Origin of the sequence: Thiocapsa sp. (assembly GCF_018399035.1) — a bacterium.
Taxonomy (GTDB): Bacteria; Pseudomonadota; Gammaproteobacteria; order Chromatiales; family Chromatiaceae; genus Thiocapsa.
In genome coordinates this window covers 3,399,780-3,414,178 of sequence record NZ_CP073760.1, presented here as the reverse complement: position 1 = coordinate 3,414,178, position 14,399 = coordinate 3,399,780, and the positions used below count along the sequence as shown (strand labels likewise).

Genomic DNA, 14,399 nt, shown 5'->3' with positions numbered 1-14,399 from the left:
GCCGACCCCGTCACCCAACCGTTTCAGTGCCTTCATTTCCTAAGGAACGGTTCGAAAATGAAGTAAAACAACTCGAAGAGAGATTGCCTCTTCCACGGTTGTCGTAATCGACAACGACAGCGACAGCGACAGCGACAACGATGGATTCGGTGCTCAACTAAACCGCGTCCAGAGCGAGAGGCTCACTTTCAAGTGAATTCGACGTTTTGTGTATCTGTCGCTCTTGGCGGGGCGCGGTTTAAAATGATGATATTTTTTAATATCTTAAACCGCGCCAACTTCGGCGGTCGTCAAGTCTGCCGGGGCCGATCCCATCCAAAAACATCGCATGCCGCTCTGTGCGCGGTTTAAGGTCTTCATGGATAAGCTTCTCATCACAGGCGGTACCCCGTTGCAGGGTCGGGTTCGCGCGTCCGGCGCCAAGAACGCCGCGTTGCCGATCCTTGCCGCCACCCTTCTGGCCGATGCGCCCGTCACACTCGGCAACATCCCGCGTCTGCGCGACATCAGAACCACGTTGGAGCTGCTCGGACGCATGGGTGCCTCCTTGTCGCTCGAAGACGGATGCCGGGTCGAGGTGCAGCCCCGCGAGCTGATCAGCTTCGCCGCGCCCTACGAGCTGGTGAAGACGATGCGCGCCTCGATCCTGGTGCTCGGGCCGCTGCTCGCACGCTACGGTCAGGCGGATGTCTCCCTGCCGGGTGGTTGCGCGATCGGTGCGCGGCCGGTCAACCTGCATATCGATGGCCTGCGCGCCATGGGTGCCGAGATCCATGTGGAGGGCGGCTACATCCGAGCGCGTGCGCAACGGCTGCATGGCGCGCGTCTGGTCATGGATCTGGTTTCGGTCACCGGGACCGAGAATCTGCTGATGGCCGCGACCTTGGCCAAGGGCGAGACCCTGATCGAGAATGCGGCGCGCGAGCCCGAGGTGATCGATCTCGCCGATTTCCTGATCGCCCTGGGCGCGCGGATCGAGGGTGCCGGAACCGACCGGATCTACATACAGGGCGTGGAGCGTCTCGGCGGTGCCGTCTACGAGGTCATGCCGGATCGGATCGAGACCGGGACCTTCCTGGTCGGCGCGGCCATGACCGGCGGCTGCGTTACGGTCACCCACACGCGGCCGGATTGTCTGGATGCCGTACTCCAGAAGCTGCGCGAGGCCGGGGCCGAGATCGAGGTCGGCACGGATTCGATCCGGCTCGACATGCAGGGCAAGCGCCCCCGCGCAGTCGACATCCACACGGCCCCGCATCCCGCGTTTCCGACCGACATGCAGGCCCAGTTCTGTGCCTTGAACAGCATCGCCGAAGGGGTCGGGACCATCACCGAGACCATCTTCGAGAACCGCTTCATGCATGTGCTCGAGCTGCAGCGCATGGGTGCCGACATCCGGATCGAGGGCAATGTCGCCATCTGCCGCGGTGTCGAACGTCTGACCGCGGCACCCGTGATGGCCACCGATCTGCGCGCATCGGCCGGTCTGGTGCTGGCCGGGCTGGTCGCCTCGGGCGAGACGCTGATCGACCGCATCTATCACCTCGACCGCGGTTATGACAACATCGAGGCAAAGCTCTCGGCCCTGGGCGCGGCGATTCGCCGGACCGCGGGCGCAGGGACGAGCCGATAGGGGCTACTCGCAGCCAACAGGACAGCGATATCATGAGTCTCGACACGCCGCTTACCATCGCGCTCTCCAAGGGCCGGATCTTCGACGAGACCCTGCCGCTCCTGGCCCATGCCGGGATCGCGCCGGTCGACGACCCCGAGACCAGCCGCAAGCTGATCCTCGAGACCAACATGGCGCATGTGCGCTTTCTCATCATCCGCGCGAGCGACGTACCGACCTATGTCCAATACGGCGCCGCGGATCTGGGCGTCTCGGGCAAAGATGTGCTGCTCGAGCACGGCGGGGATGGACTCTACGAGCCGCTCGACCTCGGCATCGCGCGCTGTCGTCTGATGGTCGCCGGTCTGCCCGATGTGGCCGCACCTACGACGAGGCGGCTGCGGATCGCGACCAAATATGTCAAAAGCGCCGAGCGCTATTACGCCTCCAAAGGCGAGCAGGTCGAGATCATCAAGCTCTACGGCTCGATGGAGCTCGCTCCCCTGGTCCATCTGTCCGATCGCATCGTCGATCTGGTGGAGAGCGGCAACACCCTGAAGGCCAACGGTCTGGTCCCGCTCGAGCACATCGCCGACATCAGCTCGCGCCTGGTGGTCAACAAGGCCTCCTGGAAGATGAAACATGCCGCGGTGACGACCTTGCTGGACGCGCTGCGCGAGGCCGTCGCCGGCCGATCGACACCAACCCAATCGGCCCAAACCCAATCGGATCGGTCGCGCGGGCCGGGGAGCTGAGCATCCATGAGCATGATGAGACGTCTCTCGACGACGGACCCTGACTTCCACGCCGACTTGGACGGCCTGCTCGCCTGGGATTCGGTCTCGGACGATCGCGTCCAGCAAACGGTCGCCGATATCATCCGCGACCTGCGCAGGCGCGGCGATGCCGCGTTGATCGACTACACGACGCGCTTCGACCGCTGGACGCCGGCATCCGCCGCCGATCTGGAGATCCCGCGGGCGCGCCTGGAAGAGGCTTGGGGACGCATACCCGATGCCCGGCGCGAGGCACTGCAGACGGCCGCCGCCCGCATCCGCGCCTATGCCGAGCATCAGAGGATCGAGAGCTGGAGCTACACCGAGGCCGACGGCACCCTGCTGGGTCAGCAGGTCACGCCCCTGGATCGTGTCGGACTGTACGTGCCCGGCGGCAAGGCGTCCTATCCCTCCTCGGTCCTGATGAATGCCATCCCGGCCAAGGTCGCCGGTGTCGGCGAGCTCATCATGGTGGTGCCCACACCCGACGGTGAGCTCAACGAGCTGGTCCTGGCCGCGGCCCATATCGCGGGAACGGATCGCGCCTTCGCGGTCGGCGGGGCGCAGGCGGTGGCCGCACTCGCCTTCGGGACCGAGACCATCCCGGGTGTCGACAAGATCGTCGGACCCGGCAACATCTATGTGGCCACGGCCAAACGTGCGGTGTTCGGGCAGGTCGGCATCGACATGGTCGCCGGTCCTTCCGAGATCCTGGTCCTCTGCGACGGCGGGACGGATCCGGACTGGATCGCGATGGACCTCTTCTCGCAGGCCGAGCACGACGAGGACGCCCAATCCATCCTGGTGAGCTGGGATGCCGACTTTCTGGATCGGGTCGCCGCGAGTATCGAGCGGCTGCTCCCGACCATGGAGCGCGAGACCATCATCGCGACCGCATTGCGCGGGCGCGGGGCCATGATCCAGGCGCGTGACCTGGATGACGCCATCGCCGTCGCCAACCGGATCGCGCCCGAGCATCTGGAGCTGTCGGTCGAGGATCCGCAGGCCATCGTGGGCAGGATCCGCCACGCCGGCGCCATCTTCATGGGGCGCTACACCGCCGAGGCCGTCGGTGACTATTGCGCCGGGCCGAACCACGTCTTGCCGACCTCGCGCACGGCGCGCTTTTCATCCCCGCTGGGTGTCTACGACTTCCAGAAGCGTTCGAGCCTGATTATGGCCTCGGCCGCCGGTGCGGCACAGTTGGCCAAGACCGCTTCCGTTTTGGCCCGAGGGGAGGGGCTCACCGCACATGCGCGCTCCGCGGAGTATCGCGGCGAGGCGCAGTCGCCGGCCGAGCCCGGGTTATCCTAGGACCTTCGCGAGACGCCCATGCATGACCTGATCAGCCAGCTCATTCGTCCCGATATCCGTGCCCTGACGGCCTACCATGTCCCGGATCCGGCTGGGCTGGTGAAGCTCGACGCCATGGAAAACCCCTACGGCTGGCCGGAGGCTCTCAAGGCCGAGTGGCTCGCGATCCTGCACGAGGTCGCCCTGAACCGCTATCCCGACCCGCAGGGCGCGACGGTCCAGGCGGCCGTGCGCGAAGCGATGGCCATCCCCTGGGACATGGGGTTGCTCCTGGGCAACGGCTCCGACGAGCTGATCCAGATGCTCGCCATGGCCGTCGCGCAGCCCGGACGCAAGGTCCTGTCGCTGGATCCCGGCTTCGTCATGTACCGGATGATCGCCCGCTTCGCCGGCATGGACTATGTCGGCGTGCCCTTGCGCCCGGATGACTTTTCGATCGATCTGCCGGTCATGCTCGACGCCATCGAGCGCGAGCAGCCGGCATTGGTCTATCTGGCCTATCCGAATAACCCGACCGGCAATCGCTTCGATGCCGACGACATGGTCCGCATCATCGAGGCGGCGCCCGGCCTGGTCATCGTCGACGAGGCCTATGCGCCCTTTACCGACTGCAGTTTCCTCGGTCTCCTCGGCGACTGGCAGAACCTTCTGGTCATGCGCACGGTCTCGAAGATGGGGCTGGCCGGGATCCGGCTGGGTTATCTGGTTGGTCCGCACGCCTGGCTCGAGCAGATCGACAAGGTGCGCCTGCCGTACAACATCAACGTCTTGACCCAGGCATCCGCGACCTTTGCACTGAAGCACAAACCGCTTCTCGACGAGCAGGCGCGGATGATTCGAGCCGAACGTCAGCGTCTCCAGACCGCGCTCGCGACCCTGAACGGCGTCCACGCCTATCCGAGCGAGGCCAATTTCATCCTGATGCGCGTCGCCGAGGATCGCGCCGACGTCATCTTCAAGGGGCTGAAGGATCAGGGGATCTTGATCAAGAACCTCAACGGCACACACCCCATGTTGAAGGACTGTCTGCGGGTGACGGTCGGTCGGGCCGAGGAGAACGCCGCCTTTCTGAGTGCACTGACCGGGCTCTTGTAGCCTGACGATCAGGCGGCGCCACCCGAACGGGAAGAATTCGATGACGCTGAAGGCCCAACCGCAGTATGGATTCGAGGACTACCTCGCTGCCGAGCGCGCGGGTCGCAATGCCAAGCATGAGTACGTGAACGGCGAGGTGTTCGCCATGACGGGCGCCTCCTTCAATCACAACCTGATCGTGCTCAATCTGGGAAGCGAGCTGCGCGACCGACTGAAGGGCAGTCCCTGTCACGTTCTGCCGAGCGACATGCGGGTTCGCATCGAAGCGGCGAACGCCGGGAAGTATCCGGATCTGACGGCGCTGTGCGAAGCGCCTCGTTTCCACGACGATCGACAGGATGTGCTGCTGAACCCGGCTCTGATCGTCGAGGTTCTGTCCGCATCGACCGAAGCCTACGATCGCGGCGGCAAGTTCGCGACCTACCGCCGACTGCCGAGCCTCGAAGAATACGTTCTGGTCAGCCAGAATCAGCCGCTGGTCGAGGTCTTCAGCCGCCAGCCCGACGGCCGTTGGGTGCTGAGCGAGACCGAGGGTCTCGATGCGGAGGTGGTCTTTGCCTCTCTCGGGTGCCGGGTCGCGATGCGGGAGATCTACGATAAGGTGGATTTCGAGCAGGGGAACGATCGAGGAGACTGACCGGGACGCATCGAAGCGACCGAACGATGCTGGAGCAGCGTTCGTAACCTATGGGGCAATGTCCTCGATGCGAATCGGATCACCCGCGCTCAGGCCCAACTCCGCGGCGCGCCCCGCGCGCAGCTCGAGCACCTGATCGACCGCGCGCTTGAAGGGGCCGTAGCTCGGGCAGGACGCCTCGAGGCAGGGCGGCACCTGCTCGGCCAATGCCACGACCCGGCCCTCGTACATGAAGATCAGGTCGAGCGCGACCGGGACGTTCTTCATCCACATCCGGATCGGGCGCGAGGGGTCGGCGGGGAACAGCATCCCGCGATCGTCCGCAAGGGCCGGTCTGAACATGAGGCCGAGTGCGCGCTCGTGCGGCGTGCGCGCGACCTCCAAGAGAATGGTTTCCGAGCCCACCTCGGCCTTGGCCGAGATCGGCAGGTATTGGGGCTCGCTCGCAGGCGCATCGCCGATCGCGATGTTCATGGACAACCAGAGTGCCGCAGCGGCGGCCGGGAGGACGAAGTGCAGGCTTCTCGGTCGGGTGGGCATAGGGTCATCCGGTTGCATGATGTCAAGGATCAACAGGCGTTGAATGGTTCAATGTACAAAGGTCGCTCTCTCGGTTCCATCATCGCGGGGTTGCTGCTCATGTTCGCTATCCTCAATCCATCCCTCGCGGACGGCGGTCTGATCGACGATTTCTCCCGCGCGGACGGTCTCTCGGCACTGGGCACACCCTGGCGAGCCGTGACCGATCAGGTCATGGGCGGGCGCTCGGAGGGGGCCATCAAGCGGCGTGTTCTCGACGGGCGTCAGGCGCTCTGTCTCGCCGGCGAGGTCAGTCTGGCGAACAACGGCGGTTTCGTGCAGGCGATGCTGGATCTGACCCCGCCGGGTGGTCCCGAGACCGGGTTGGATGCGAGCGCGTTCGACGGGGTTCGGCTCCTGGTTCACGGCAACCGCGAGGTCTACAACCTCCATCTCAAATCCACGGCGACCCTTCTGCCCTGGCAGTCCTATCGCGCCACCTTCGTCGCCGGACCCGAGTGGCGCGAGGTGCATCTGCCCTTCGAGTCCTTCGAGCCGCATCGGCTGGTCCAGCGGCTCGATACTCGTCGACTGACCAAGCTCGGGATCCTCGGTATCGGGCGTGTGTTTCAGGCCGATGTCTGTATCGCCGAGGTCGGCTTCTATCGTCTGAAGATGGATTGATCCTTCCCTGCTTGGCTCGCGCTCGACTTCACCGGTCCAACGTCCGTCATTCCAAACGCCACCGATCCCGAGGCCGACCCGACCGAGCGGGAGCTCGCCGACTTGGTGGCCTCTCTGCTCTCCCTACGCCGACCCTTGGTGGTCATCGCGGGCGTCTCCGGGAAACGGCGTCCAGGCGTCGGCAGGCAAGGGTCGCGGCAGCGGGGTGACCTTCAGGCTCGGTGCCTCGTGTCGCGCGATCAGGACGAGGATCAGGAGCGCGGGCATTACGAACGACAAGAGGCGCAGCGGCGAGCCCTCAGGGGCGCCGAACAGCAGGATCCCCGGACCGCTGGCCAGGAGGCCCGCGATCGTCATGAGTCCGAGTGTGCGTCTCGCCAGTGCGAGCCAGCGCTGCCGCAGCCAGGTCCGGTGAAAGTCGACGGGCGGGGCGCCGAGTGTCGCGACGAGATGCTCCAAGGTCCGCGCGAGCTTGGCCTCGACATCCGGGGTGCGTGCCGGCTCGGCAGCCTGGATGCGCAGGTGGGCACGCCAACCCCCGTTGAACGGACGTAAGGACCGCCACGCCCATCCCAAAACTGCCAGCAGATCCTCCGGTGGACATATTCTCCGCTGCGGGGCCGGAAGGAGCCGGATCTCGGCAGGCATCCCATGTCCGACCTGTGCGTCGAGCTCGATGCCGATCCCGTCGATGTTCGTCAAGGCGCGCAGGAAGACGAGACGCACCGCCCCGTTCGAGCCCCCGTCGGTGCTCGGGTCGGTCTCGATCCGATAGCTGCAGGCCGCGCGTACACCGCCGAGCCTCGGGAACTGGCGCCTCGGATCCACCGCATCGACCCGCTCGATCAGGGCCTTCGGGTCAGGCCCGTCGCTGCGTAGGGTCGCGACTCGCCCCGCCGCGTCGGTCAGTGTCCGGATCAGACGGAAGTGTTTTCGACCGGGATTCTCGAGGACGAGCGTCTCGGTCAGTCCGCCCGGACCATCCTGCGTGCCCGGATACTCTCTTGGTTTGAAATGGATACGGCGCGCCAGTCGGTCGCTCCCGGCGAGATCGACATGTCGCCCCCGACGCGTGAAGGGCTCCGCAAGGGCCAGGATCTCGTGATGCGTGAGCGGGATGCGCGGCTGACGTCGCGCATCTTCCGTCCGCCTGGACTTCGGGGGCTTGTCCCGCTTGATCGGCGGCGGCCAGAGCGGACGCATCGGCTTCGGTGCGTACATGCTAAACCGCGTCCCGAGCGACATGCGTCATCTTCATTTTGCGTTTGGTTTCGGAGATGTCCTCGATCTCGGTGAGACGCGGTTTAAATTTCAATATTTTTTAATCTCTTAAACCGCGCCGACTCCAACGGTCGTTAAGTCTGCCGGGGCTGATCCCATCCAGAAACATCGCATACCGCACCGGGCGCGGTTTAACCCTTCATGGAGGAGAAGAACTCGTCGTTGGTCTTGGTCGCCTTGAGCTTGTCGTGCAGGAATTCCATCGCGGCGAGCTCGTCCATCGGGTGCAGGATCTTGCGCAGGATCCACATCTTCTGCAATTCGGCGGGGTTCATCAGCAGCTCTTCACGGCGCGTGCCCGAGCGGTTGATGTTGATGGAGGGGAAGATGCGGCGCTCGGCGATGCGGCGATCCATGTGGATCTCCATGTTGCCGGTCCCCTTGAACTCCTCGTAGATGACGTCGTCCATGCGCGAGCCGGTGTCCACGAGCGCGGTGGCCAGAATGGTCAAGCTGCCGCCTTCCTCGACGTTGCGCGCCGCACCGAAGAAGCGCTTGGGGCGCTGCAGTGCGTTGGCGTCCACACCACCCGTGAGAACCTTGCCGGAGGAGGGCACGACCGTGTTGTAGGCGCGCGCGAGTCGGGTGATGGAGTCGAGCAGGATGACCACGTCGCGCTTGTGCTCGACCAGACGCTTGGCCTTCTCGATGACCATCTCGGCGACCTGGACGTGACGCGTCGCGGGCTCGTCGAAGGTCGAGGAGATGACCTCGCCGCGCACCGAGCGGGCCATCTCGGTGACCTCTTCCGGGCGCTCGTCGATCAGCAGCACGATCAGGTAGCAATCCGGATGATTGTGTCCGATCGATTGGGCGATGTTCTGCAACATCATGGTCTTGCCGGCCTTGGGCGGCGAGACGATGAGTCCGCGCTGACCCTTGCCGATGGGGGCCACCAGATCGATGGTCCGTGCCGTGATGTCCTCGGTGCTGCCGTTGCCGATCTCGAGGGTGAGCCGCTTGTTGGCGAACAGCGGCGTGAAGTTCTCGAACAGGATCTTCGACTTGGCGTTTTCCGGCCGGTCGAAGTTGATGTCGTTGACCTTGAGCAGCGCGAAATAGCGCTCGCCGTCCTTGGGTGGGCGAATCTTGCCGGAGATGGTGTCGCCGGTGCGCAGCGCGAAGCGGCGGATCTGGCTGGGGGAGACATAGATGTCGTCCGGCCCGGCGAGATAGGAGGCGTCCGCGGATCTCAGGAATCCGAAGCCGTCGGTGAGGATCTCGAGCACCCCGTCGCCGGAGATGTCCTCGCCGCGTTTGGCCTGCGCCTTGAGGATGGCGAAGATCAGGTCTTGTTTGCGCGACCGCCCGACGCCTTCGATCTCCATCGACTGGGCCAGTGCGACCAGCTCGGGTACGGGCGCTTTCTTCAATTCGGTTAGGTTCATCACATTTTTTCGTCGGCGGAGGTGAGGGGGGTGTTCGGCAACGCCCCGGGGCAGGGCCCGTGTTGCGGGGGAACGCGGTTGGGGGTGGTCGCTTTACGGGGACGGGGCGCCTTGGCGGCGGCCCCTCGGGAGTGTCGATCGGTGGCCATGGGTGCCGGTATCGGTTCCGGTCCGCGGGACGGCCGGGAGGTTGAACCGGATGCCGTTGCCGATGGCCTTTAGAGGTTGCTGTCGATGAAGGCCGTCAGTTGGGACTTGGATACCGCCCCGACCTTGGTGGCTTCGACCTCGCCCTGGCGAAACAGCATCAGGGTCGGGATGCCCCGAATGCCGTAGCGTGGCGGCGTGTTGGGGTTCTCGTCGATGTTGAGCTTCGCGACCTTGATGCGGCCCGCGTACTCCCCGGCGATCTCGTCGAGCACGGGTGCGATCATCTTGCAGGGTCCGCACCAGTCGGCCCAGTAGTCCACGAGCACGGGTTCGAGGGATTTCAGAACCTCGTCTTCGAATGAATCATCGGTCACATGGACGATGCTATCGCTCACTGAAGTGATCTCCCTTAGGGTGGTTGCGGCACGGGCGGTTGTTTCGGTATCACGTTCGGCGGATGACGGCGGAGCGGGGTCGCTGGGGCGCGGCGCGAACGGGTCGTGGAGCGGGCGGGCGAATTGGCGTTGGAATGTGCCCTTGAGTAAGATGCTATTTGATCCAAAGCGAAGAGAATTTGCAAGCCTTGCCAATCCGCGAGGCGCGTAGCTCCAGGGACTCCCCACGTCATGACCGACAAACACCTCACTCTGACCCGCTTCGACAGCTTCGCGCTCGATCAACGGATCATCGACGGACTCGCGGAGGCGGGCTTCACCCGCTGTACCCCGATCCAGGAGCAAACCCTGCCGATCGCGTTGTCGGGACGGGACGTCGCCGGCCAGGCCCAGACCGGTACGGGCAAGACCGCCGCCTTCCTGATCGTCCTGATGCAGCGTCTGCTGACCAATCCCGGACCCGCCCCGGCGCAGATCGCACGTCCGCGTGCGCTGATCGTCGCCCCGACCCGCGAGCTCGCCGTTCAGATCCATCGGGATACGGAGCTGCTGGCCAAGCATACGGGTCTGCGCATCGCCGTTGTCTACGGCGGAGCAGGCTATCAGGAGCAGCGCGACCAGGTTGCCGGCGGCGTCGATATCCTCATCGGCACGCCCGGGCGCCTGATCGACTATTTCAAGCAAAAGGTGTTTGATCTGCAGGCGATCGAGGCGGTCGTGCTCGACGAGGCCGATCGGATGTTCGACCTCGGCTTTATCAAGGATATCCGCTTCCTGCTCCGACGGATGCCGCCGCCGGAGAACCGTCAGGGGCTCCTCTTCTCGGCGACACTCTCCTATCGCGTCACCGAGCTCGCCTACGAGCACATGAATCATCCGCAGCTCGTGAAGATCGCGACCGAGACCATCACGGCCGATCGCGTGCGCCAATGCTGCTACATGACCTCCAACGAGGAGAAGATCGCCCTGCTGCTCGGCCTGGTTCGCGGCTGGGACGATGCGCGCATCATGGTCTTCGTCAACACCAAACGCGAGGCCGATCGCGTCTGGGGTTTCCTCCAGGGCAACGGGATCAACACCGCGGTGCTCTCCGGCGACGTGCCCCAGAAGAAGCGTTTGAAGCTCCTGAAGGACTTTACCGACGGCAAGCTCCCGGTGCTGGTCGGCACGGATGTGGCCGCGCGCGGCCTGCACATCCCGGACGTGACCCATGTCGTGAACTACGACCTGCCCGAGGATCCGGAGGACTATGTCCACCGCATCGGGCGGACCGCGCGTGCCGGTGCCGCCGGGGATGCGATCGGCTTCGTGTGCGAGACCTATGCCTTCTGCCTGCCGGATATCGAGGCATTCATCGGCGCGAAGATCCCGGTGGAGCCGGTCGATCCGGCGCTGCTCGCCGAGGTGAATCCGCGCAGCCGGATGCGCCCTGACCGAGAGGATCGGTGCGAGGCGCGGCCTGCACGTGCGCCCCGTGGCGGAGCCGGCGCCGGAAGCGGCGAGCGCCGTCCGCGCGTCGGCGGGGAGCGTCGGTCGCCGTCCCGCTCGCCACCCCGGTCGGAGGCGCAGCCCGCGGAGACGCCGGCCGAGACCCCTGTTGCGGCACCGCGGAGACAGCCCGAGATCGCTGCGCTTACGGATCCGTCGGCGGCGGCCCGGTCGGCGGCGGACCCGTCAGCGGTCAGCGACGCGCCATTGACCGATAGCCGGGAGGCGGGCGCGCCCTATACGGAGACCTCGACGGGTGAGCCGAAGAAGCGACGTCGGCGGCGTCGATCCAAGAAACCGAGCGCGGACGGCACGACTCCGCCGACGCCTGCTCCGGCGCTCGAGCCGGTCGATTGAGCTCCGAATCGTTGTCGTAATCGACAACGACAACGACAACGACAACGATAACCCCGGCAAAGCTATTCTCTCGCCCGGGTTGTTTTGAGCAGTTCCGTTGCGGCCGCTGCGACATCGGGCGCGTTCAGTCCGACTGCAGGCCCGGAAGCAGATCGCCGAAGTGAGCGATTGCCGGGAAATCGGCGACCTCGCGCCTCGGACCCTTGGAGTCGGGTTCGACAACGGCGATCAACCAGCGAAATCCGAAGTTGCGCGCCGCCCGAAGAACGCTTGTGCTGTCGTCGATGAAAAGGGTGCGCTCCACGTCGAAGGGCTCGATCGCCTGAACCCGCGACCAAAACCCCGGCGTTTCCTTGGCGAGCTTCAAATCGTGCGAGCAGATGACCCGGTCGAAGTGGCCGCCGAGCCGCGTGCGCGAGAGCTTGAGCGCGAGCGCCTTTTGATGAGCGTTGGTGACGAGGACGCGGCGCTTGCCGCGCCGCTCGAGCGCATCCAAAAAGGCGAGCACATGCGGATGGACGGCGATCAGATGCTCGACCTCCTGCTTGAGCAGGGCGATATCCAGGCCGAGCTCGCGGCTCCAGTGATCGACGCAGTACCACTCGAGCGTGCCCTCGACGTCGCGATAGCGGGCGAGCAACTCGGCCTTGGCGACCTCGGGCGCGAGCCCGCGGGCTTGCGCGTAACGCGTGGGGACATGCTCGAGCCAAAAATGATTGTCGAAGTGCAGGTCGAGCAGGGTGCCGTCCATGTCCAAAAAGACGGTGTCGATACGATGCCAATCGATCATGCCATGCCCCTTGTCGTCTCGTGTTTCCAGCGTCGCTTCGCAGCGACTTGACCCATCGGAGTCTCGTTCATGCTTCGCAAACCGAAAATACTGGATCGGCGGATCGTCGCCCAGAGCCGTTTGTTCCGGGTGGAGGAGGTCGATCTGGAGTTTTCGAACGGCGCGCGCCGCACCTTCGAGCGCGTGCCAGGCGGCACGGATTCGGTCATGATCGTCCCCATGCTCGACGCCGAGACGGTGCTGCTGATCCGCGAATACGGTGCCGGCAGCGACCGCTACGAGCTCGGCCTGCCCAAGGGCGTCGTGGAGGCCGGCGAGGATCCCTTGGCCGCCGCCGATCGCGAGATCCAGGAGGAGATCGGTTACGGCGCCCGCGACCTGCGGATCATCAAACGCGTCTCGCTGGTGCCGGGCTATATCGAGCATCATAGCCTCATCGTGCTGGCGCGCGACCTCTATCCCAAGTCACTCCCCGGCGATGAGCCCGAGCCGATCGAGGTGGTGCCCTGGAGGCTCGACGCGATCGACGCCTTGCTTGCTCGGGAGGATTTCGACGAGGCTCGATCGGTCGCGGCCCTCTTCATCGCCCTGCGCGTCATGGATCGCGAGACCTGACGCGAAACCGCGTCTCCTCAACCGCGCCCGCCGCGGTATGCGATGTTTTTGGATGGGATCGGCCACGGCAGTCGCGACGATTGTTCGGGTTGGCGCGGTTGAGGTGCTTTTCGGAAAAGGAGCTACCGGCAGAGCCGGAACCAGGACAAGTGGTCGAAGGCTCTACAACGACAAATTCCTGTTGAGGAAATCACCCAAACTTCCAACGGAGATCACGCATGTTTCGTCTTTCCGCCGCCACGGCGATCGTCTTGACACTGGGTCTGATCGCGGGCGCCCCGACGGTCATCGACGGCGCGCAGGCCCAAGACATGCCGCCGCCGGATGATTCCGCCTACAGCTTCGACGACTTCCCGCGCGAGGATCTGCTCGAGCATCCGGATTGGTTCAAAACGGGTTTCCTCGATCTTCCGAGCGACCTCGAAGAGGCGATCGCCGACGACAAACAGGGGCTGATCGTCTATTTCGGCCAGAAACATTGTGCTTACTGCCACAAACTTCTGAACGAAAACTTCGGTCTTTCCGATATCCTCGAGTACACCCAGCGCCATTTCGATCTGGTCTCCATCGACGTGTGGGGCGTGGAGGAGGTCACGACGATCGACGGCGAGGTGATGACCGAGCGCGAGCTCTCGGTCCGCGAGGACACCAATTTCACCCCCTCTCTGCTCTTCTACGACGCCGAAGGCAAGCTCGCCCTGCGCTTGCGCGGCTACTATCCGCCCTATCAGTTTCGCGCCGCGCTCGAGTATGTCGCCGACGGGCACTACACCCGCGAGACCTTTCGGGACTATCTCGCCCGCGGCGAGAACCGGATGGTGTTCGAGCCGGAGGACCTGAACGAGCAGCCCTTCTTCGCGAAGCCCCCGTACAACCTGGATCGACGCTTCCCGAGCGAGCGCCCGCTCGCCGTCTTCTTCGAGCAGGGCGATTGTCATGCCTGCGACGTCTTGCACGGCCAAGCCCTGCGGGAGCCCGCGATTACGAACTATTTCGGCAACTTCGACAGCGTCCAGCTCGACATGTGGTCCGAGACGCCCGTCGTCACGCCCTCCGGCGAGCGCACCACCGCACGCGCGTGGGCGGCCGAGCTCGGACTCTTCTACGCCCCCTCGATCCTCTTCTTCGACGAGCACGGCAACGAGCTGATCAGGGTCGACTCGGTGGTGCGCTTCTATCGGCTGCGCAACGTCTTGAACTACATCAGCAGCAAGGCGTACCTCACCGAGAGCTTCGGGGAGTGGCGGCTGTCCGAGGCGCGTTGAACCGCGGTTGAGCCGCGTCCGGCGTGACAGGGA

The 14,399-nt window shown here is 64.7% G+C and carries 14 protein-coding genes; 9 read left to right on the top strand and 5 right to left on the bottom strand.

Annotated features, from left to right (window positions below):
- Positions 1-358 precede the first annotated feature (358 nt).
- From murA to KFB96_RS15415, 5 genes are read left to right on the top strand one after another with little or no spacing between them, the layout of a single operon-like run.
- Positions 359-1,633: a UDP-N-acetylglucosamine 1-carboxyvinyltransferase gene (gene murA, locus KFB96_RS15435; RefSeq protein WP_213457611.1), complete on the top strand. Its 1,275-nt coding sequence runs from the start codon at positions 359-361 to the stop codon at positions 1,631-1,633.
- A 32-nt stretch (positions 1,634-1,665) separates the two neighbouring features.
- A complete protein-coding gene (gene hisG, locus KFB96_RS15430; RefSeq protein ID WP_213457612.1) occupies positions 1,666-2,367 on the top strand; it encodes an ATP phosphoribosyltransferase in 702 nt (233 codons plus the stop codon).
- Between the two features lie 6 nt (positions 2,368-2,373).
- Positions 2,374-3,702: a histidinol dehydrogenase gene (gene hisD / locus KFB96_RS15425; RefSeq protein WP_213457613.1), complete on the top strand. Its 1,329-nt coding sequence runs from the start codon at positions 2,374-2,376 to the stop codon at positions 3,700-3,702.
- 18 nt (positions 3,703-3,720) lie between these two features.
- Positions 3,721-4,797, top strand: coding sequence for a histidinol-phosphate transaminase (gene hisC / locus KFB96_RS15420; RefSeq protein ID WP_213457614.1), 1,077 nt, complete (start codon positions 3,721-3,723; stop codon positions 4,795-4,797).
- A gap of 40 nt (positions 4,798-4,837) precedes the next feature.
- Positions 4,838-5,434, top strand: a complete 597-nt coding sequence (locus tag KFB96_RS15415) for a Uma2 family endonuclease (RefSeq protein WP_213457615.1) — start codon at positions 4,838-4,840, stop codon at positions 5,432-5,434.
- A 48-nt stretch (positions 5,435-5,482) separates the two neighbouring features.
- Here KFB96_RS15415 and KFB96_RS15410 read toward each other — a convergent pair whose 3' ends face one another.
- The gene (locus tag KFB96_RS15410) at positions 5,483-5,974 is read right to left on the bottom strand and encodes a DUF192 domain-containing protein (protein WP_213457616.1); all 492 of its coding nucleotides are present in this window, start codon (positions 5,972-5,974) and stop codon (positions 5,483-5,485) included.
- Positions 5,975-6,013: 39 nt separating this feature from the next.
- Between KFB96_RS15410 and KFB96_RS15405 the strand changes: the two genes are divergently transcribed.
- Positions 6,014-6,637, top strand: a complete 624-nt coding sequence (locus tag KFB96_RS15405; RefSeq protein WP_300970387.1) for a CIA30 family protein — start codon at positions 6,014-6,016, stop codon at positions 6,635-6,637.
- Positions 6,638-6,760: 123 nt separating this feature from the next.
- Here the strand turns inward: KFB96_RS15405 and KFB96_RS15400 are convergent, their stop codons facing one another.
- From KFB96_RS15400 to trxA, 3 genes are all read right to left on the bottom strand, one after another.
- The gene (locus KFB96_RS15400; protein ID WP_213457617.1) at positions 6,761-7,858 is read right to left on the bottom strand and encodes a hypothetical protein; all 1,098 of its coding nucleotides are present in this window, start codon (positions 7,856-7,858) and stop codon (positions 6,761-6,763) included.
- A gap of 191 nt (positions 7,859-8,049) precedes the next feature.
- On the bottom strand, positions 8,050-9,306 hold the full coding sequence (gene rho, locus KFB96_RS15395; RefSeq protein WP_213457618.1) for a transcription termination factor Rho: 1,257 nt from the start codon (positions 9,304-9,306) through the stop codon (positions 8,050-8,052).
- A 218-nt stretch (positions 9,307-9,524) separates the two neighbouring features.
- Positions 9,525-9,851, bottom strand: a complete 327-nt coding sequence (trxA, locus tag KFB96_RS15390; protein ID WP_007192251.1) for a thioredoxin TrxA — start codon at positions 9,849-9,851, stop codon at positions 9,525-9,527.
- 231 nt (positions 9,852-10,082) lie between these two features.
- Here trxA and KFB96_RS15385 point away from each other — a divergent pair, with 231 nt between their 5' ends.
- Positions 10,083-11,696: a DEAD/DEAH box helicase gene (locus KFB96_RS15385; protein ID WP_213457619.1), complete on the top strand. Its 1,614-nt coding sequence runs from the start codon at positions 10,083-10,085 to the stop codon at positions 11,694-11,696.
- A gap of 124 nt (positions 11,697-11,820) precedes the next feature.
- Here KFB96_RS15385 and yrfG read toward each other — a convergent pair whose 3' ends face one another.
- Positions 11,821-12,486 carry a GMP/IMP nucleotidase gene (yrfG, locus tag KFB96_RS15380; RefSeq protein WP_213457620.1) on the bottom strand — a complete coding sequence of 222 codons (666 nt, stop codon included), beginning with the start codon at positions 12,484-12,486 and terminating at the stop codon, positions 11,821-11,823.
- Positions 12,487-12,555: 69 nt separating this feature from the next.
- Here yrfG and nudE point away from each other — a divergent pair, with 69 nt between their 5' ends.
- Positions 12,556-13,101: an ADP compounds hydrolase NudE gene (gene nudE / locus KFB96_RS15375; RefSeq protein WP_213457621.1), complete on the top strand. Its 546-nt coding sequence runs from the start codon at positions 12,556-12,558 to the stop codon at positions 13,099-13,101.
- Between the two features lie 218 nt (positions 13,102-13,319).
- Positions 13,320-14,366 (top strand): thioredoxin fold domain-containing protein, encoded by a 1,047-nt coding sequence (locus KFB96_RS15370; RefSeq protein WP_213457622.1) that lies wholly within the window; start codon positions 13,320-13,322, stop codon positions 14,364-14,366.
- Positions 14,367-14,399 lie beyond the last annotated feature (33 nt).